This is a genomic window from Peptostreptococcus sp. MV1, assembly GCF_000758885.1.
In the GTDB taxonomy this organism is placed as follows: domain Bacteria; phylum Bacillota; class Clostridia; order Peptostreptococcales; family Peptostreptococcaceae; genus Peptostreptococcus.
Genome location: NZ_JRNB01000028.1, coordinates 1 through 20,531, shown reverse-complemented (window position 1 = coordinate 20,531; position 20,531 = coordinate 1). Strand labels below are relative to the sequence as shown.

Here is a 20,531-nt window from a genome sequence, read left to right as displayed (position 1 = left end):
CGGATTTTATTCATCAACGCTAGTTGACAAAGAACCAAAATTATATCTTTATAAAGATTCTGCATATATAGTTCTTACAACTTCTCTACTAGCTTCGATTGGCGCACATGCCAACAAACCGTCTAGTGATGGTGTTGTAAAGGCTAGATCAGTTAGCTTATCAAGATCTGCTTCTGTGAAACCTTCATCCTTTAGAGTCTGAGTCAAGCCTATAGAATGCAACCATTCTCTTACTAGGTTAGCCGCCTGTTCTGCATCTATATCCTTTCTGTCTCCAAAAATAGGGGCAAATATATCTAGGATAGTTTCTTTTCTAGCATCAAATATCTGCTTTACTACTGCTGGTAAAAGTATACCTAGACCAAAACCATGAGTCAAACTAGTCTTAACTGCGCTTAGTGGATGTTCTAGGGCATGAGTGAAATGTAGTAGACCGTTATCGAATGATGTACCTGCTATCATTGACGCATATGCTAGGTAGTATCTAGCTTCTAGGTCTGAACCATCTTTTAGAGCTCTTGGTAGGTATTCATGTACTAGTCTAACTGTTTCCTTACCTAGTAGTATACTCAATGGATTTGCAACTATACTAGTTGATGCTTCAAATATATGATTAACTGCATCTACTGATACTGACATTGTCTGGAATTCTGACAAGCTAGTCATTAGACCTGGATCATCTATTGCATACATTGGATATATACACTCATAAGCTATGGCTGGCTTTAACTCTTCCTCTGGTATAGACACAACTGCGAACCTATCAACTTCTGTTCCTGTACCATGAGTTAGGTTTATAGCTATTACTGGAACAGCCTTTTCTGGAACTAGTGTAAACTTACATAGGTCAGCTGCCTTGTTGTCTGGATATTCAAGTAGTATAGCTGCAAACTTGGCTGCATCTATTGGGCTACCTCCACCTATACCGATAACCGCCTTGGCATTGATTTCCTTTGCCATTACTACAGCTTGGTCTACATCCTTATGCTCTGGGTTTGGAGTGATTCTATCAAACAATACATATTTTATATTGTTTTCTTTTAGAGCTTTCTCAACTACATCCCAAGCACCTGTCTTTTTATATGCTCCTCTACCTGTCATTATTAGAACACTGTCAAGACCCTTGTCTGCCATTTCCTTAGCTATATCATTGAATTTTTCAATAGCTCCTACACCAACATAGGCAGTAGTCTTTGTTCTTATTTCCTTAATTTCCTTGATGTTAATGTCTTTTTCCCACATATAATATTTCCTCCACATATAAATAAATTTTCAAAAAAAAATATTAGTAAGGAGATTGTTATTATCCTGACAAAATCCTTACTAATATTATAAACCCTTACCTAGTATTTGTAAATATCAAAATATAAATTTTCTGAATTTTTTGATACTTACTTTGTTTTTCTAAATATATTACCGTAAATATATTATCGTAAATATATTTACAACAAATGCTATTTATGTACTATTACTGGTGTTCCTACACTAATTCTTGGATATAAATAGGCCATATTTGATAGTGGTGTATTTACACATCCATGAGATCCCGCATATAGATACCTATTTCCACCATATACAGGCTGCCAATAAGCATCATGAATGCCTATGCTACCATTAAATGGAACCCAAAACTTTACAGGAGATGCATATCCTGGACCTCTTAGGACTACATTTCTCATCTTGCTCCTAACCTTGAATATACCTGGAGGTGTTGCCATGCCCTTGTTTGGATTACCAGTAACTACAGGGGTAACTAACTTTTCATATCCATTTTCCCTCAGCCACATTCTCTGTTGGCTTATATCAATTTCTACATACTTGTTACCAATGTTTACTGCTTTTGCAGGTATATTACTGGAATTTGTAACTGAATACTTAGGACTGATATTATATGTTGACAAACCAGATTTTAGAATACCTGTCAACCTATCTAACTCGTAAGCTAGGTCCATTGTCCTCACCTGAGTCTGCTGTGATATTACAACATCATTATTTTTCCAGTAGGCGTAGTATTGGCCTGACTTCCCAGCAGGTGTCTGCCTATCCATATTCTTAAGCAGGTATTCCATCCTCTGCCTATCATATGTTAGGTTAAATGAGTTATCCACTTTTGCTGTTGCCAAGAACTGCTTTCCATCTATTTGCCTCTTTGTGCCATCAATATTATATTCTGCTATTAGGTTTTCTAGTTTCATTAGTCTGTCAAATGCCTGGTCAGCCTTGGCATCACCCTTATTGTACATGAAATTTGCCAATATATACATACTATTGGATAATGTATCTCCACCACTCACCTGAGTAAGACCACTAATACTGTCCATACTGTATAGACTCTTGTACTGACTAAATGATAGACCGTTATTAGAGTTTACTAGGACTACTGCCCCTTCGGATAAGTTAGAAGACTTGGCTGCCTGGTCAGCACCTACTGTTTCTATACCTTGCTTAGCATTAGTATCCTGACCATTGCTGGCTATTATACCAGAATTTATAAGTACTGCATCTATCAACCTTGTTGGCTTAACTGCACCGTCATCTGTTAGGTATATTGTAGAAGGATTTGGATTGAACTTATTTACCATCCTTAGGTTTGTTTCCTGTCTATTTGGACCGGCAATTCTTTCAACGCTACTTGCTATAGTGTCAAAATCATTTACTAGACTAAGGTTTCCTCCTATCACATATACATTATCTATACCAAGCTGTCCCAAGTTCGTCCTAGTTTCCTCTACCTTATTATTAGATGTAAAGAGGATAGGTGCACCCTTTTTAGCAGCTATAGCACCGATACCTGCAGCATCAGCTAGTCCCTTGTGTCCATTTACTAGAAAGGCCGCCTCAAACTTTTCTGTATTGAGTTCCTTTAGTTTCTTTGCTATATTTAGGGAAGTCTCTTCTCTGCTAGATCCCTGTATCCTTTCTACTTCAAGTGAAGATGCCTTCAGACTGTCTTCTAGGCCTGTAGATATTGAATCCTGACCACCTATTATTAGGACCTTTTTAGCTCCTAATCTTTCCATTTCAGCCTTAGTTGCATCATTTAGGCTGTAGCTTTGTGTCAACAAAACTGGTACTCTTAGCTTGCTAGCCAAGGGTGCAACAGATAGAGAGTCTGCCACTGCATTTGCATTTGTCAATATAATAGTGTCTGACTGGCCCCATCCTGACTGCGAAATCTTTACAGCCGTAGAAAACCTATCACTACCACTAATATTTTGTGTTGCTAGGTCTTGAGCAAAGGCCACTGGTGCTGTAGCTGTAGATATCATTGCTCCTACTGCTACAACCATTGCTGTCTTCTTCATCAATTTTTTCATATTATCCCACCTCACATAATAAAAATATAATCTCAAGATGAAGTTTCTCTTATCTTAGAAGAGTAAACTTAAAAATTATTCCTTAAGTATAGTATATAAATATACCAAATTATTTTCAAGTGACATTGCTATTACAATTCTAATTATTTTCAGCTAATATACCAATTTATTTTAAAAAATGTAATAAAAATGACACTTTTAACTTACATGGTATCTGTAAGATACTTTTTCCTGTAATAATATTTTTTTTAATTTCATTTGTCTATAATTTCTGCTAATATGTGGTAAAATACTATTATATGTTTTTTGACTCAAAATTCAAATTAGGTTAAGTAAGTAGAGTTTTTCATTAGGTTTTGAGTTTTAAGCTTTTAGCTTTTAGAAGTTACAAAATGAGGAGGAAATAATGACAATAGCAGATAAGAATTTACAATTACTTTGTAATAACATTTTAAATAGTGGCAATAATACTTTGGGTGAAAAGGTAAGACCAAAATATGCGGATGGTACCCCATCTCATACAATGTTTGTAAACCAGGTATTTGAAAGATATGACCTATCAAAGGGCCAACTACCTATAGTTACGCTTAGACAGGTTGCCTGGAAGTCAGGTATCAAGGAAATATTGTGGATATACCAAGATCAGAGCAATAATCTGGACCTACTTAAAGACAAGTATGGTATCACTTGGTGGGATGAATGGGATCTAGGTGATAGGACTATCGGTCAGAGGTATGGTGCCACTGTCAAGAGATACAAACTGATGGACAAGCTCCTAGAAAACCTTAAAAACCAGCCGTATGGTAGAAGGCATATAATCAACCTTTATCAGGAAGCCGACCTAGATGAAACAGCAGGTCTCTTCCCTTGTGCTATGGAAACACAGTGGTCTGTAAGGGATAGATATCTTGATATGACACTTATACAGAGGTCTTCGGATGTAGCTGTTGCCAATGCCATCAACAAGATCCAGTATGTAGCCCTACAGATGATGGTTGCTAGACACATAGGACTAGAACCAGGCGTTTTCTGCCACTATGTCAACAATGCCCATATCTATGATAGGCATGTAGACCAGATAAGGGAAATGATAGCTAGAGAGCCACAGGAAGGCCACGAATCAGTTAGGTTAGTCCTAAATCCAGAGAAGACTAATTTCTATGATTTCACTATAGATGATTTTACCATGGAAAACTACAATCCTGTAAAGCCTAATTTTAAGTTTGAATTAGCTATATAAATACTAGTTCAACTCTTACCTACAAATAAATAGGATTTTCAAGGGATATGGCATATGAAATCTATGCTATATCCCAACTAATATAAAAATTATTATAAATTAAGATGAATCGGAGGTTTAAATATGATTAATAATATATATATGATAGTTGCCATGACGAAAAATACCAGGGCAATAGGCATTGATGGTGGTATGCTCTACCACCTAAAGGAAGACCTAAAGTACTTCAAGGAAACTACTCTTAACCATACCATAGTATGTGGTAGGAAGACATATTTTAGCTTTCCAAAGAGACCTCTTCCAAACAGAAAAAACATAATCCTTACTAGGGGATCTGATGACTATGAAAATGCCTATAGTCTCCATTCAAAGGATGAGGTCATCAAGTATGCCCTTGATAATCCAAACGAAGATATATTTATCTGTGGTGGCGATAATGTCTACAAGCAGTTTATGGACATAGCCAGCAGACTATATATTACAGAAATCGATGAAGACCAGCCTGTCCAGGCAGACAGCTTTTTCCCTGAGATAGATAGGGACATTTGGACTGAGGTATCTAGGTCTGACTATATAGTTCCTGAAAAAGCTCCTAGGTATAGGTTTTTAGTCTACAATAGGCTAAAGTAATAAAATGAGGCTACAATGTAAGGATAGTTCTCTATTTTTTCATGTACTATCTTTTATAGCAGACGAATCGTTTGAACAAAAAATGGAGGCTAGGCATCCTTACTATATAAGGAATGCTTAACCTCCAAATGTATCGAGATATAGCTATATATATCCATCTAATATTTCAATTTTCAAATCACAAAGTAAGTATGATACTACTTAAGTCCAGCTACTATTGATTCAATCTTTTCCTTAGGCATAAAACCTATTTCTCTGCTTACTTCCTTACCACCCTTGAAGAATACTACTGTAGGTACAGTGCTTACTCCAAATTCCTGGGCTAATTCCATACTCTGGTCTACGTCAACCTTAGCGAAGTATGCTGAGTCCTTCTGTTCTTCAGCTATTTCAGCGAAAACTGGTCCCAACATATTACATGGTCCACACCAAGTAGCGAAAAAGTCTACTACTGCTATTCCATCATTTTCCTTTACGTTCTTTACAAAATCCTGTGCATTAATTACATTTGCCATTTTATTTCCTCCTAAATTATATTCCATCAAATTATATTTTACCAAATTTTTTTGATTAAGTATACTAATATTATTATGATACCTGAAAAAATACACTTAAAACATTTTTTTGTATATTTTGCCTAATTATTAGTTAGTTTATAGCAAAGTGGTATACTTATATGGTTTGTTTGTATGGTCTAATCTGATTTAGACTTTGATTTTATTTCCTTACCTCTTGGCAGGTCAATCGTAAAACTAGTACCTTGACCAAGCTTAGACTTGACCTTTATATTTCCATACAGAGTTATGGCTATTAGTTTGGCTATAGACAAACCAATACCTGAGCCCTCTACCTCAGTTGCCCTTACAGAGTCGCTCCTAAAGAACCTCTCAAAGATTCTTTTTTGGTCTTTGTCAGATATACCTATACCAGTATCCTCAATTAAAATTATAATCCTGTCCCTGCCCTTCTCACTAGCGGTAATTGATATTTTGTCACTAGTCTCGGTATACTTGAAGGCATTGTCTACAAATATTCTAATTAACTGGTTTAACTTATTTTTATCTGTGTAGATTATGTTATTTTTCATCTTGATTTGATAATCAAAAGTTTTTTCCTGGTAGTCTGCAATTTCAATATAACTTTCAAAAGTTTCCTTAAACAAGGCCTCTATATCAACCCTCTCTATATTGAGCTTGACAATAGACTCTTCCTTAGTTAAGGACAGTAGTTCACTTATCATTTTCTTTAGCTGTCTGGTTTCCCTCATTGCTACTGCTATGGTCTCAGCCTCTTCCTCTATAACGACATCCGGCTGTTTCAATAATGACTCCAGCTTGGACTGGATTATGGCAACTGGTGTCCTTAATTCGTGTGATGCATCTTGAACAAACTTCACCTGATTATTCCAGGATGTTTCTATAGGCTTGAGGGCCTTACTGGATAGGTACCTAGCAATTACATAAACTAATAGTAAAGACATAGTATCAACAAGTATCAAAAGGGTTAGCATATTGCCCATACTCAATATTTCAGAATCAATATTTCTCATTATCTTGAACCTATAATTGTTGTCTTCCTTGACTATTAGACTCCTAAAATTATAACCATTTACATTTTCGTAAATAAATCCATCTTCTTTACCCATATTATTAGTTGGTAAACTAATTCCAAAATACCTATTTCTTGTATAATATAATATAGATTTATCCTCATAGATATACAAGATATCCTTTGGATCTTGGAGACTTATTGGGTTCATAATTGAGTCCTTCTTGAATTGATTTTTGACAAAGTGGTACTCTTCAGCTATATTGTTATCTATTCCACTAATTACACTGAATTTAAAATAGTTATATATAAAACAACTTACCAAAATCATGAAAATCTCCACAACACACATTATGGTCATGGTCAATTTTTTCTTGGTTCTGTCAAAAACATTATTGTTTATCATCCAATATATATCCAACCTTTCTCTTAGTTTTTATGAATTTATCATAGTCATACTTTGATAGTTTTTTTCTTAGGTTACTCACATATACTTCTACAATTTCTATTGTAGCATCTGAATCTATTCCCCATATCCTATCATATATCTGCTCTTTGAGTAAGATTGATCCCTTGTTCAAGACAAAGTATTCTAAAAGCTTGAACTGCTTGTTTTGTAACTCAATTTCTTCATCATTTATATATACACTGTTCTTTTCTGAGTCTATTCTTAGATCCTTAAACTCTAGATATTTATTATCTTTTATACGTCCATTAGTCCTCAAAATAGCATATACCCTTGCTACTAATTCATCCATATAAAAGGGCTTTGTCAGATAGTCATTGGCTCCAAGTGTAAAGGCCTCCATCTTGTCATCAAGTGCCTCCTTAGCAGTTAATATTAAAATCGGTGTGTCTATACCATCTTTTCTAGCTTGCTTGAGTATCTCTATACCATCCATATTTGGCAGCATTAGATCTAATATTACTAGGTCATATATACCTTGAGAAATAAGGTACAATCCTTCTTCACCATCACCACAAGTTTCTGTGTCAAAGTGCTTTGATAGCTCATTTTCTATATCCTTCTGTATAGTCTTATTATCCTCAACTATTAGTATTTTCATCATTTCCTCCCAATTCATTCCCTATAATTACATGACCAAGCTAGGGCTTACTAAAATGCTCAGTTTAACCATTGTCTATATAGGCTCAATTTTATTTTATAAATTAATCACATATCAATTATAATTAAAATACCATACATACCTTATTTTATCATTAATAGTATGAAATATCCATGCAAACACACCATATTGTATGATATAATAATCAGGAAATAATAAAGGAGGTCCGCCATGTCTAATAAACAAATAACTTTCGAAGAGCTCTTTCAACCAGAAAAATCTACAGCTTCTAAAAGATCTTCAGGTTCAAAAAAAACTACGAGAGCAAAAAAAACTGTAAAATCTAAGAATGAAGGCAAAAGTAAAAGAGAAAATAAAACTAGAAGGGTTAGCTTTACCCAAGATGAATTGGATAAGTTGTGTGAAGTATATGATTGGTACATGTCAGTCAAAGACAGAGCCCCTCTGAAACAAGTAAATCGTATAGGAAAAACGAATATAAAAATAGAAGAGGATATTATAAAGGAACCCAAAAGAGTCAGTGTCACTATAGACAAGGATGTGTGGGACAACTTTTCTACTTTGGCTAGCAATATATCACAGAAAAAAGGTAACCTTCTTACAGAAATAGTCAAAGAATATTTGAATCAACATAAGGACCTATATTAAGAAACATATTATATGCCAAAATTAACATACAAAATATATTCAAAATAGGCAATTTACTTAAATAAAAAAGACCGATAAGCCATCCCCCATATGGGGGGATTTTTTGCTATCAGTCCTATAAATTCAAATTATTTATATATCTTATTTAAAATATCCTAGTCAATCAAGCCTTCGAATTAGAAGTGTATACCTTCCTTAGCCAACTTTGATTCTAAATCCTTGTCCTCAATATCAACTCTCTTACCTATAAATCTTAAACCAACTGCAGAAACTGCTATAGCTAAAGGTAGTACGATATAGAATGGAAGACCTAGTCCCGCTGGTATATATCCAAATAATATTGTAATCGTTGCTATAAATATTGCATATGGCATCTGTGTATTAACGTGGTCAATGTGGTTACAACCGGCTCCCATAGATGATAGGATGGTTGTATCTGATATTGGTGAACAGTGGTCACCGAATATAGCACCTGTCAATACAGCTGATGTTGCTACTACTACATAGCTCATATCTGGAGATAGTGAGTGAGCTAGTGGTATTGCCAGTGGCATTAGGATACCCATTGTACCATAAGCTGTACCTGTTGAGAATGATATTACTGCACCTAATATAAATATAATACTTGGTAGTAGGAATGGTGGCAATGATCCAGATAAGTATCTTATAAGGAACTTAGCTGTTCCAACTTCCTTGATAACTGAACTTAGGGACCAAGCAAGAATAAGTATAACACCTGTAATCATCAATGTCTTCATACCATCTACCCAAACTTCTATAGCTTCTGACATTGTGTATATCTTCTTAACCTTAGCAATTATTATAGCTACTATAGATGAAAATATAGCAGACTGGAATAGGGCAACTGACGCATCAGAAGATGAGAAACACTGCCTGATTGATGAGAAAGAAAACGGACTAGCATTAATTGATGCTATAAGGCTTGCATCCTCACCGCCCATAATAGTTGAATAACCACTATAATAGAAGGCTATTAGAGAACTGACTATCAGGACTCCTATAGGTATAATAGCATTCCAAACACTTAGCTTAACACCCTCCTTTGGTGCCATATCATCTAATTCCTCAACACCCTGGTCTAGGTCTGTTGTAACATTCTTTCTTCTTCTGGCCACGTATTCAGCCTTTCTCATTGGTCCGAATTCCCTAGCCATATAAGCAGTAATCAGTACAAAGGCCAAAATTAATATGTTATAGAATCTATATGGTATAGTAGATAAGAATACACCAAATGCATCTGTATTTACGTGGATACTGTTAAATGCATCATGTATCAAACCTACTTCCAAACCTATCCAAGTAGATATAATTGCTAGACCAGCTATTGGAGCTGCTGTAGCATCTATTACAAAGGCTAGCTTTTCTCTTGAAATATTCATCTTATCAAATACAGGTCTCATTATTGGACCAACTATTAGTGAGTTTGCATAATCATCGAAGAATACTAGTATTCCCAATAACCAAGAAATTGTCTGGGCACCCTTTGCAGACTTAGCTTTGTTTGCAAGGGCTTCAGCTACGGCCTTGGCGCCACCCATCTTACCAATTAGGTTGATTACTCCACCTATACATAATACCTGCAATATAATACCTGCATTCCATGGGTCTGCCAGAGAGTTTAGGGCCCTAGATATGAAATCTAGGAAAGCCAATACTATTCCTGATAGGACTCCGCTACCACCTGATAGCTGTAGTATCAATGATCCGGACATTACTCCTAAAAATAAAGATATAACAACGTTTCTTGTTATAAAGGCTAGGACAATTGCTAGCAACGGCGGTATGATTGTTATAATACCTAACTTAAGTGAATTCGCCTGTGCTATCTTGTCAATTTCCTCAGCATGTGATGGCACTGCCATCATGATTGTCATCATCAGGGTGATGAATAAGATTCTTAAATTCCTTCTGTTCATAATAACCTCCTATAAATTATAATTGTTTTGCGTAATATTTCCTTATAGAAGATTTTTGACATCAAAGCATATAAAAGCGCCTCGGATGGACACCCGAGGCGCTTAAAAGCATACTCAAATGATAGCCCAACACAAAATACTTGTGACAGTGATACGTATATTCTACGTACCCCCAGCGATACAAACCTAAAGCTGTTTGTATGCTTCGGCAATTGCTCCTTTCCTTGTGAGTGCTTTACCCCTTTTTCTCAAGTACTAATAACAAATGCTCCTCTATCTTCTATTTAATTACTAACGTAAGTATACACTAAAAATTAAAAACTTGCAAGACTTTTTTAATTTTATTTTTAATATTTTTTTATTTTTCTTTAGAAAAATTTATAATTACCTGTATCTAGGTATATTGTAACTTATAGATCCAATATTGCTGGAATAAGATGCTATGTCAGCCATTTTATTAGCTATAGCACTAGGCCATCTTACCTCTGTAGCATACTGGTGATACATACAATTCTGATTCCATTTCATGCTATAAAGCGTATTTTGATGATACTTGCTACTATGTATATACCTACTAGATATCCATGATGCTGCACCATCTATACCAGCCGCAACACTAGTCCAACCATTATTGTAGGCTGTAGCACTACCTCCTGCCAAGGCATTACCATCAACTGCACCAATTCCAAAGAAGTTGTAAACAGTCTTTCCCTTGTATACAGTTCCCTGAGCCAACTTTGAAGTACCATAACCTGTTTCTATCATAGAATGAGCTACTAGGTAGAGAACATTTATATTATTTTTTCGTGCTGCATCTATAAAGGCCTGCCCCTGATTATAAAAAATGCTACCTGGTCTGCAATATCTAGCAAAATATGCATTTAGCTGACTTGCAGTAATATCATTTGTGTATCTGTCTATCAAGGCAAACTGCATTACAGTTGAAGGGTCCATGTAATTTGATGGATCCATATAGGTTCTCAATTCATCTCTAGTAACTTTTCTCCAACCGCCAACAGTCAAAGTGTTTACAGTCTTGGCCATCTGCATATCAACATGCTCATCAAGACTCATACCCATATCTATGTAGTTGGTATTACCTTGAGAAACATTTTTCAAATTTTTATTTTCCTTATCTACATTTTCTACCTCTTCATCTACATTTTCTACCTCTTTGGTGTGCTTTAGATAGTATGAAGACACATATCCTACATGTCCATTAAAACGAACCTTATTCCATCCATTTGAACTAGACATAAATTCTACTAAATCTCCCTTATTTAAAACTGCTATCTTTTCACTCATGGAATTAGCAGACTTTCTGATACTTAAATTATTCGCAAGTACCTCCATCTTGCTACCTGCACTAGCTCCTGTGCTGGAATAAGAAGATGTACTTGATAAAAATCTACTTGACAAGTAACCAATATTACCCTTATATTTAGCCTTAGTCCAACCTGCACCTTCCTCAAGAACGGTAACCTGTTCTCCTTTCTTCAAGACCTGAATTATGCCAGATTTAGTATTAGGTGCCTTCCTAAAGTTCAATATATCGTTGTTAACCACTTTACTGATATTGGCTGGGCTAGTTTTGATATTATGCTCAACATCAGCTTTTTCAACTACGGCTGACTCCTGAACCCAACCTTCCTTGTTTTTAAATTTAATATTAATCCAAGCGTCTTTTTTGGACAGTATTTCAACTTCATCCCCTTTTTTTAGGACAAATTTTACACCCTCATTTGATCCTGGATTTACTCTTATATTTACGTATTCGTAATTAATTACTCCAACTTGTCCGGCTGCAAAGACCGTAGCACCGAATAGCGGTATGGCAGCCAAAGCCGATAAACCTATTTTTATATTCAAAAAAAACACTCCCTTTCTGAGTACTGTAATCATTATAGCAAATAATTACAAGTTTGTAAATAATACAAGTTACAAAAAAGTAACATATTTATGATTTTTATCAAATTTTAACACATACATTATGTATTTTTCAGTCTTTTTCCAATAAATTTTATTTTGGTCTATTTTATTAAAAAAAAAACTTTATTTTATGTTTAAAATATGATATAGTTAATAAGTGAAATGTATTATAAAAAAACTTGTGCTTTTTGATTTTGCATTTCAGTAGAAAATTTGGCATGTTGATTGTCGATGTTTTAATTATTTTAACAAAAGGAGGCAAAAAATGGAAGATAGGGATTTAGCACTTCTTTTACTTGAAAATTTTAATAGGTTTGACAACTTGATTAAGAATGTCACAAATACAGGTATGAAGAAAATCCAGAAACTTACTTCAAAGCAGTTCTTTACACTGCAGCAGATTAGTAAGTACGAAAAAATCGAGCTGAAAAACCTAAGCAAAGACCTTTATGTATCTACATCAAGTCTATGCATCTTGCTAAACAAGATGGTTACAGCTGGTTATGTCTTTAGAGAAGAAGATCCTAGAGACAGAAGAAATACTTTCTATGGTATCACTGATGATGGTAGAAAGGTTTTAAAGGAAGAAGAATTCAGAATTACATCAACATTAGTTGAAAATATGAGTGGATTCGACGAAAAGTTCAAGAAAAACTTGGAAAAAAGCTTGTCTGTTTTAGTTAAAACTGCAGAAAAGCTATACTAATATTAAGCCTATATTAGTCGATACGAACTTGGCTAGTATTCAAAAAAGACACCTATTTCCCTGTGGAGATACGGTGTCTTTTTTGCTGGTTATAGGCTATCTACTAGACTAGATAGTACCTTACCTATTGAATCATTTATCACTAAGTCTGCCCTCTTATCAAAACCAGTCTCTGCCTTATTAATTAAGACTATATACTTACCCTTAAAATAATCTAAAAATCCTGCAGCAGGATATACTACCAAGGAAGTTCCTCCTACTATTAGCATGTCTGCCTGAGAAATAGCCCTTATAGCCCCTCTGATTGTGTCATCATTTAGCGATTCTTCATATAAGACTACATCAGGTTTTACTGAACCGCCGCACTTGGGACATTTTGCTACTATGCCATCAAGACCTAAAAATTCTTCTAGATCCATATTGTAGCCACATGACAAACAAGTATTTGAATTTACGCTTCCATGCAATTCAAATACATTTTTACTACCTGCCATCTGGTGGAGTCCGTCTATATTTTGAGTAACTATCGCCTTTAATTTCCCCTTCTTTTCCAGGTCTGCTAGAGCTATATGAGGCTTATTGGGTTTTGCATCCCTATATATTAGGTTCTCCCTATAGAATTTGTAGAAGTCTTCTGGATAATGGACAAAAAAAGTATGAGATACTAGCTGCTCAGGACTAAAGTGTTTATTTAACTTTTTGCTAAATAATCCGTCTGAACTCCTAAAATCAGGTATATTAGATTCAGTAGAAACACCTGCCCCACCGAAAAAAACTATATTATTTGAATCCTTAACCATTCCTCTCAAGGATATGATCTTTTCTTCTAAAGTTTCCATTTAACTACCTCCCTACAATTTTATTCTTGATAAATTAGGAAATTAATTTATATTATTTTCTACAGTATATGCTTAATCAAATCCCCTTATAATGTACATTATTGAGCTTCTTGGGTCTGACTTAATTTAGGTAGATCATCAAGAGACTGTATTTCTAGTACCTTTAAAAACTCTTGGCTTGTCTTGTATATTATAGGCTTACCGATTTTGTTTAGTCTGCCAGCTTCATATATTAAGCCATTATCAACTAGGGTCTTCAAGACCTTGTCGCATTTTACCCCCCTAATTGCCTCTATATCATTCTTGGTAACAGGTTGTTTATAGGCTATTATTATTAGGGTTTCTAGGGTTGCCTGACTTAAAGACCTCTTTTTTCCTGGCTCAACTATTTTTTTTATGTAAGAGGCATATTCTTCATTTGAGCACATTTGAAACTTGTCCTCTATTCTGATTATTTGTATGCCCCTATCATTTTCCTTGTACTCATCTATCAACTTGTATAGCATTATCTCTATTTCCTTAGGTGATAACTCTTCATTTATAGCCATATTTAATTCTTCAATACTAATCGGTTTTGCATATGAGAACAGGATAGCTTCTATTATATTTTTTATCTGACTTCTTCTCAAATCATTTATCCTCCCTCTTAATAATTATTATATCATCATTAATGCTATCTTGAATGATTTTTATTTCTTTCAGCTTTATGAGCTCCAGTATTGCTAGAAAACTCGCAATTAATTCTTTTTTATCCTCATATTCTATACTGTCCATGAAACTAATCTTATCACAACTGGCAATTTTTGACCTTATTGAAGCTATTCTATCTTCTACAGATATATTCTTATTTTCTACTATTTTCTTAAGATTAGAACTTTCTTCTAAAATTTGGTCTTTTTCTTCAATATTTTCTAATATTTTAAACAATTTGGGAAGGATTGACCTTATTTCTTCAAAATTGACCTTTGACAAATCAAGTAGCTCTTCATCTTCTTCTAAATCATAGTCTAGAGGTTCTCTATAAAACCTATTGTCATATTCTTTTATATTATCCTTTAGTTCTTCAGCTATTTGCCTGTATTTTTTATACTCTTCTATCTGGTCAACCAATTCCTGTCTCGGGTCCTGACTATCTTGTCCCTTGTCTTTTAGGTATAGAATATACCTTGACTTTATTTCCAAAAGTCTAGCAGCCATCATAATAAAGTCACTAGCTAGGTCCATGTCTATTGATTTTACATGGTCTACATATTCCATATACTGGTTCGTTATCTCAACTATAGATATGTCCCTTATATCTATCTTGTTCCTGCTGATAAGGTCAAATAGAAGCTCCATAGGTCCTTCATATTTTTTAGTCTGTATACTGTAATCCACTTCCTACCCCCTGCTAGACAAATATTGTAACTATCTTGAAAAACAATGTATAAATTGGGTTCAAGATTACATTTAATATATTAGTCATCATTAGAATTATAAATAATAAAAATGTATATCTAGAATATTCATATACCTTGTATACAGTTTCCCTAGGTAAAAAGGTAGATATTAAACTCCATCCATCAAGAGGTGGTATGGGTAGTATATTAAAGGCTGCAAATCCAACATTATACATGACTAAAGACCTAGTTATCATCAGCATAGTCTCTTGATCTATAAATCCTAGTATTGCCCATTCATTTGAAAATTTATATATCATCACAAATATGAAGGCAGATATCAAATTAAAGACTATACCTGCAAGTGAGACACTTATATTACCTATTTTTTCATTTCTATAATTATACGGGTTAACTGGAACAGGCTTTGCCCATCCAAAGTGAACCAAAAACATCATCAACATACCAAATGGGTCGATATGGCTCATAGGATTAATATTCATCCTGCCAGCACGTCTGGCTGTGTCATCTCCATTCAGGTGGGCCACAAAGGCGTGACCAAATTCATGGATAGATATTGCAAATAGTATGCCCAGTATCGTCGAAAAAAACTCTGGTATACTATTTAAAAAACTAAAATTCATCTATAAAATTCACTCCTCTCATACGCAATGGATTTAATTCGTCTACTTCGATAAAAATAGTTTATCTATATCCATCTTTACGTATTATACTCTTTTCTTTTATATTATAACATCTTTAGCTTTATAATCGCTTACTATTTTTCATATAGAAAAAGTGAGGACCAGCCCCACTTTCTATTTTATCTTTACTTGTAACCTAGACTTCCATTAGTATTGGCAGTATCATAGGATTTCTCTTAGTCTTCACATACAAGTACTCTTTTACTTCATCCTTAATAGTATTCTTGATGTATGCCCATTCCTTGATTTTCTTGGCTTCACATTGCTTGAAGATATTTACTACAATATCCTTGGCCCCGTCCATCAAGGTCTCTGACTCTCTTACATAAACAAAACCTCTAGATATGATATCTGGACCAGCAAGAATCCTTCCGTCTTCCTTTGAAAGGGTAACCACTATAGTCATTAGACCATCTTCAGATAGGTGCTTTCTATCTCTCAATACTATATTGCCTACATCACCTACGCCTAGGCCATCTATCAAGACCCTACCAGATGGAACTCTACCATTCTTTCTGGCAGACTTCTTGTCAACTTCTAATATATCACCATTGGATATGATAAATATATTATTAGGGTCTGTTCCTACTTCCTTGGCTAATTCTGAATGTCTCTTCAACATCTTGTATTCACCATGGACTGGTAGGAAAAACTTTGGCTTGGCTATAGCCTGCATCAATTTTAATTCATCCTGTCTTGCATGGCCCGATACATGTATATCGGCTATATCGCTTGATACTACATCAGCACCCTTCTCAAGCAAGAAGTTTATTACTTTTGAAACCGTCTTTTCATTTCCAGGGATGGGATGTGCAGAAATTATTACTAGGTCACCCTTCTTAATTTCCACCTTTTTGTGTTCTGAGTTAGCCATTCTTGCCAAGGCTGACATAGGCTCTCCCTGGGATCCTGTTGTGATTATTACTAATTCATTATCTTTATACTTGTGGATGGAATTTAGGTCTATAATATGCTCATCTGAACTCAAATAACCCAATTCCTTAGCCACACCCAAAATATTTACCATAGACCTACCAGACACGGCAACCTTCCTGCCATATGTCTTGGCAACATCAGCTATCTGCTGTAGTCTATGTATATTAGATGCGAAAGTAGCCACTATTATCCTACTATCCTGGGCTCTCTTGAATAGGTCATCTAAACCAGCACCCACACTTCTCTCAGACATAGTAGAGCCAGGCTTGTCCGCATTGGTAGAATCTGCCATCATCAAAAGAATTCCTTCTTCATCACTAATCTGACAAATCCTGTGTATATCCATTATTTCTCCATCTATAGGAGTCAGGTCAACCTTGAAGTCTCCTGTATGGTATATTACACCCTGGTTAGTATGTACTGCTATTGAATAGGCGTCTGGTATGGAGTGGTTCACTCTTATAAATTCCACCTGCATATTCTTTAGCTTTATTTGCTGTCTTGGTCCTACGATGTTTAATTTAGCATTTGTTATTCTATGTTCTTTTAATTTTACTTTTATCAGTTCTATGCTAAGGGGCGAACCGTAGACAGGTACGTTAATCTTTTTTAATAAGTAAGGAATAGCTCCTATATGGTCCTCGTGACCGTGTGTAATAAATATCCCCTTTACCTTATGTACATTTCTCATCAGGTAAAGAATATCCGGTATTACTATATCAATACCTAGTAATTCATCCTCTGGAAAGCTAAGTCCAGCGTCGATTACTACAATCTCGTCCTTATACTCTATAAGGGTCATATTTTTCCCGATTTCATTAAGACCGCCTAGGGGTATAATCTTTATTTTTTCATTATTGTTGTTTTTTGCCAAAATTTATCTCCTCTTCTATTATTTTTCACGAACACAAAACATCTATTACTATAATACCACAAATTATGGAAATTAAAATACTTTTTTGCAATTATCTACACTATAGGCTGATTTATGGTATAATTTATTAAATATATTTAGTGAATTACTAGATTAATATCTTATATAGAAAGGTTTTTTCATGAGGAGTAGAACACATTTAATAGCTGGTACACTGGCAACTATGGAAATAACTATCTTATGCGGTTTGCCAATTGTTCCACTTAGCCTACCGGTTGTCATGGCTTGTTCAGTTGTTCCAGACATAGACGAGGCCAATTCAAATGTACTCAACAAACTTATCAGCAAGGATATAACAAAAAAAATTCATTCTGCAATTCTTTTTTTATTTGCAATTATATCCTTCTATATGTATTTAAGAACGGGGATAAATTTATATATTGCTACCATCTTAGCCCTGCTACTCACTATATTTACCTCTAAATGGTTAACATCTAGCCTAATTAGGTCCTTAGTAATCTCGGCTATGTTTTTATTAATAACAGCAAGTATGTATTTATACGATTTTAACCCTGGATACACGATTTTAACACTCGTATTGGCCATATATCCCCTTCTGAAACACAGGGGGATGAGTCACAGTTTATTAGCTATCTTGATAGTATTTGCCTTGTTTACATGTATAGAGAAAAATGGTGGTCCTAAAAACCTAGCCTATCCAGCTAGTATTGCCTATGCCAGTCATCTGGTCTTTGATATGGCAACCAAGAGGGGTGTTCCACTATTTCTTCCCTTTAGCAACAAGTACCATAGATTTGCTAACTTGAGGGTGGGCTCTTTTACCTGTAATCTTGTTGAAAAAGTATTAATTTTAATTCTGGCATTTGTGTTACTTGTTAGCCTAGCTTATAAGCTGTAGATTTAACGCACAATGATGACATTTTGTCTAGCATATTTTGATTATTCACTTTAATATGCCAAAAAAATTTGTTATAATATAATCATGTGTTATTGACTTTAGGTATTTTAAGTGCTATACTAGCTCTTATTTTATACCATATATTTTTTTATTTTGAAATATATCAGGTCTGTTTAAGTAAATATAATTTTTATAAGGAGATGATAATTAATGGCTTTTTATTTTGATACTCCATCTAGGACATTTAGTGAGTATTTATTAGTACCAGGGTACTCATCAGCTGATTGTATCCCTGCAAATGTAAGTCTAGAAACACCTATAGTTAAATTCAAGAAGGGTGAAGAACCTGCTATCAAGATGAATATACCTCTAGTATCTGCAATCATGCAGTCTGTTTCTGATGACAAGATGGCTATAGCCCTTGCTAAAGAGGGTGGTATTTCATTTATATACGGTTCACAGTCAATTGAAAACCAGGCAGCAATGGTTTCAAGAGTGAAAATGCACAAGGCAGGTTTTGTAGTTAGTGATTCAAACCTAACACCAGAAAATACTCTTGCAGACATACTTGCCCTAAAGGAAAAAACAGGTCACTCTACAGTTGCTATAACTGATGATGGAACTGCAAAAGGAAAGCTACTAGGTATAGTTGCTAGTAGGGACTATAGAGTGAGCAGGATGTCACCTGACACCAAGGTTGCAGATTTTATGACACCATTGGAGCATATAGTGTCTGCACCTAAGGATGTAACTCTAAAGGAAGCAAACAATATAATTTGGGACAACAAGCTAAACTCTCTTCCAATACTTGATGAAGATGGCAAGCTAGTATACATGGTATTCAGAAAAGACTACGATTCACACAAGGAAAATCCTCTAGAGCTACATGACAAGCTTAAGAGATATGTAGTAGGTGCTGGTATCAATACTAGAGACTATGCTGAGAGAGTTCCTGCCCTACTGGAAGCTGGGGTTGATGTCTTGTGTATAGACTCATCTGAAGGACATTCAGAATGGCAGGCTAGGACTATAGGTTGGATAAGAGAAACATACGGAGATACTGTAAAGATCGGTGCTGGTAATGTAGTTGATAGAGAAGGTTTCAGGTTCTTGGCTGAGGCTGGAGCAGACTTTATAAAGATAGGTATCGGTGGTGGATCTATCTGTATCACTAGGGAACAGAAGGGTATCGGACGTGGTCAGGCAACTTCAGTAATCGATGTGGCCAAGGCTAGGGATGAATACTTTGAAGAAACTGGTATTTATATACCTATATGTTCAGATGGTGGTATAGTTTATGACCATCATATAACTCTAGCACTTGCTATGGGTTCTGACTTTGTAATGCTAGGTAGATACTTCTCTAGATTTGATGAATCACCTACAAATAAGGTTAATATAAACGGTTCATATATGAAGGAATACTGGGGCGAAGGTTCTGCTAGAGCTAGAAACTGGCAGAGATATGACCTAGGTGGAGACAAGAAACTTTCATTTGAAGAAGGTGTTGACTCTTATGTTCCTTATGCTGGTTCTCTGAAGGACAATGTTGGTCTTACCCTATCAAAAGTTAGGTCAACTATGTGTAACTGTGGTGCCTTATCAATAGCAGAATTGCAGAAAAAGGCCAAGCTAACTGTCGTGTCTTCAACTTCTATAATAGAAGGTGGCGCTCATGACGTATTGCTAAAGGATAACAGAAACTTATAATTAAAAATAATTGCCAAAAAGGCTATTTACAAGAAGAGGAGGTTGATCATTCTAGTACAAGTACACGAATGCCGACCTCCTCTTTTAGTTATTGGTTCTATAATATATAGCGTTGATGGTAACAAAA

18 protein-coding genes and 1 riboswitch are annotated in these 20,531 nt (G+C 35.0%); of the genes, 6 read left to right on the top strand and 12 right to left on the bottom strand.

The window, feature by feature from the left end; all coding sequences use genetic code 11:
• Positions 1 to 48: 48 nt before the first annotated feature.
• A complete protein-coding gene (locus HMPREF1639_RS02545) occupies positions 49 to 1,242 on the bottom strand; it encodes an iron-containing alcohol dehydrogenase (protein ID WP_036762945.1) in 1,194 nt (397 codons plus the stop codon).
• Between the two features lie 212 nt (positions 1,243 to 1,454).
• Positions 1,455 to 3,317, bottom strand: a complete 1,863-nt coding sequence (locus HMPREF1639_RS08920; protein WP_052045388.1) for a cell wall-binding repeat-containing protein — start codon at positions 3,315 to 3,317, stop codon at positions 1,455 to 1,457.
• 406 nt (positions 3,318 to 3,723) lie between these two features.
• Here HMPREF1639_RS08920 and HMPREF1639_RS02535 point away from each other — a divergent pair, with 406 nt between their 5' ends.
• Both HMPREF1639_RS02535 and HMPREF1639_RS02530 read left to right on the top strand, forming a co-directional pair.
• Positions 3,724 to 4,557, top strand: a complete 834-nt coding sequence (locus tag HMPREF1639_RS02535; RefSeq protein WP_036762943.1) for a thymidylate synthase — start codon at positions 3,724 to 3,726, stop codon at positions 4,555 to 4,557.
• Between the two features lie 123 nt (positions 4,558 to 4,680).
• Positions 4,681 to 5,187, top strand: coding sequence for a dihydrofolate reductase (locus HMPREF1639_RS02530; protein ID WP_036762942.1), 507 nt, complete (start codon positions 4,681 to 4,683; stop codon positions 5,185 to 5,187).
• Between the two features lie 197 nt (positions 5,188 to 5,384).
• On the opposite strand, the gene trxA is transcribed toward HMPREF1639_RS02530, so the two are convergent.
• The 3 genes from trxA to HMPREF1639_RS02515 form a co-directional block, all read right to left on the bottom strand.
• On the bottom strand, positions 5,385 to 5,702 hold the full coding sequence (gene trxA / locus HMPREF1639_RS02525; RefSeq protein WP_036762939.1) for a thioredoxin: 318 nt from the start codon (positions 5,700 to 5,702) through the stop codon (positions 5,385 to 5,387).
• A gap of 179 nt (positions 5,703 to 5,881) precedes the next feature.
• Positions 5,882 to 7,141, bottom strand: a complete 1,260-nt coding sequence (locus HMPREF1639_RS02520) for a sensor histidine kinase (protein WP_036762948.1) — start codon at positions 7,139 to 7,141, stop codon at positions 5,882 to 5,884.
• Positions 7,128 to 7,802: a response regulator transcription factor gene (locus tag HMPREF1639_RS02515; protein WP_036762937.1), complete on the bottom strand. Its 675-nt coding sequence runs from the start codon at positions 7,800 to 7,802 to the stop codon at positions 7,128 to 7,130. The genes HMPREF1639_RS02520 and HMPREF1639_RS02515 overlap by 14 nt, the downstream gene beginning before the upstream one ends.
• A gap of 231 nt (positions 7,803 to 8,033) precedes the next feature.
• On the opposite strand from HMPREF1639_RS02515, the gene HMPREF1639_RS02510 reads away from it, so the two are divergent.
• Positions 8,034 to 8,471: a hypothetical protein gene (locus HMPREF1639_RS02510; protein WP_036762935.1), complete on the top strand. Its 438-nt coding sequence runs from the start codon at positions 8,034 to 8,036 to the stop codon at positions 8,469 to 8,471.
• Between the two features lie 176 nt (positions 8,472 to 8,647).
• Here HMPREF1639_RS02510 and HMPREF1639_RS02505 read toward each other — a convergent pair whose 3' ends face one another.
• Together HMPREF1639_RS02505 and HMPREF1639_RS02500 are read right to left on the bottom strand one after the other, a co-directional pair.
• Positions 8,648 to 10,408 (bottom strand): Na+/H+ antiporter NhaC family protein, encoded by a 1,761-nt coding sequence (locus HMPREF1639_RS02505; protein WP_036762933.1) that lies wholly within the window; start codon positions 10,406 to 10,408, stop codon positions 8,648 to 8,650.
• Positions 10,409 to 10,522: 114 nt separating this feature from the next.
• Positions 10,523 to 10,692, bottom strand: a riboswitch (Lysine riboswitch).
• Between the two features lie 100 nt (positions 10,693 to 10,792).
• Positions 10,793 to 12,286, bottom strand: a complete 1,494-nt coding sequence (locus HMPREF1639_RS02500; protein WP_242847259.1) for an SH3 domain-containing protein — start codon at positions 12,284 to 12,286, stop codon at positions 10,793 to 10,795.
• A gap of 316 nt (positions 12,287 to 12,602) precedes the next feature.
• Here HMPREF1639_RS02500 and HMPREF1639_RS02495 point away from each other — a divergent pair, with 316 nt between their 5' ends.
• Positions 12,603 to 13,043 (top strand): MarR family winged helix-turn-helix transcriptional regulator, encoded by a 441-nt coding sequence (locus HMPREF1639_RS02495; RefSeq protein ID WP_036762929.1) that lies wholly within the window; start codon positions 12,603 to 12,605, stop codon positions 13,041 to 13,043.
• 89 nt (positions 13,044 to 13,132) lie between these two features.
• Here HMPREF1639_RS02495 and HMPREF1639_RS02490 read toward each other — a convergent pair whose 3' ends face one another.
• From HMPREF1639_RS02490 to HMPREF1639_RS02470, 5 genes are all read right to left on the bottom strand, one after another.
• Positions 13,133 to 13,882 (bottom strand): NAD-dependent protein deacylase, encoded by a 750-nt coding sequence (locus tag HMPREF1639_RS02490; RefSeq protein ID WP_052045386.1) that lies wholly within the window; start codon positions 13,880 to 13,882, stop codon positions 13,133 to 13,135.
• 98 nt (positions 13,883 to 13,980) lie between these two features.
• On the bottom strand, positions 13,981 to 14,511 hold the full coding sequence (scpB, locus tag HMPREF1639_RS02485) for an SMC-Scp complex subunit ScpB (RefSeq protein WP_036762927.1): 531 nt from the start codon (positions 14,509 to 14,511) through the stop codon (positions 13,981 to 13,983).
• 1 nt (position 14,512) lies between these two features.
• Entirely contained in the window at positions 14,513 to 15,259 is a 747-nt protein-coding gene (locus HMPREF1639_RS02480) for a segregation and condensation protein A (RefSeq protein ID WP_036762925.1), read from the bottom strand.
• 13 nt (positions 15,260 to 15,272) lie between these two features.
• Positions 15,273 to 15,905 (bottom strand): site-2 protease family protein, encoded by a 633-nt coding sequence (locus HMPREF1639_RS02475; protein WP_036762922.1) that lies wholly within the window; start codon positions 15,903 to 15,905, stop codon positions 15,273 to 15,275.
• Between the two features lie 196 nt (positions 15,906 to 16,101).
• Positions 16,102 to 17,775: a ribonuclease J gene (locus HMPREF1639_RS02470; protein ID WP_036762920.1), complete on the bottom strand. Its 1,674-nt coding sequence runs from the start codon at positions 17,773 to 17,775 to the stop codon at positions 16,102 to 16,104.
• A 181-nt stretch (positions 17,776 to 17,956) separates the two neighbouring features.
• Here HMPREF1639_RS02470 and HMPREF1639_RS09020 point away from each other — a divergent pair, with 181 nt between their 5' ends.
• Positions 17,957 to 18,694 carry a metal-dependent hydrolase gene (locus HMPREF1639_RS09020; protein ID WP_036762918.1) on the top strand — a complete coding sequence of 246 codons (738 nt, stop codon included), beginning with the start codon at positions 17,957 to 17,959 and terminating at the stop codon, positions 18,692 to 18,694.
• Between the two features lie 210 nt (positions 18,695 to 18,904).
• Entirely contained in the window at positions 18,905 to 20,404 is a 1,500-nt protein-coding gene (locus HMPREF1639_RS02460) for an IMP dehydrogenase (protein ID WP_036762916.1), read from the top strand.
• Positions 20,405 to 20,531: the final 127 nt, after the last annotated feature.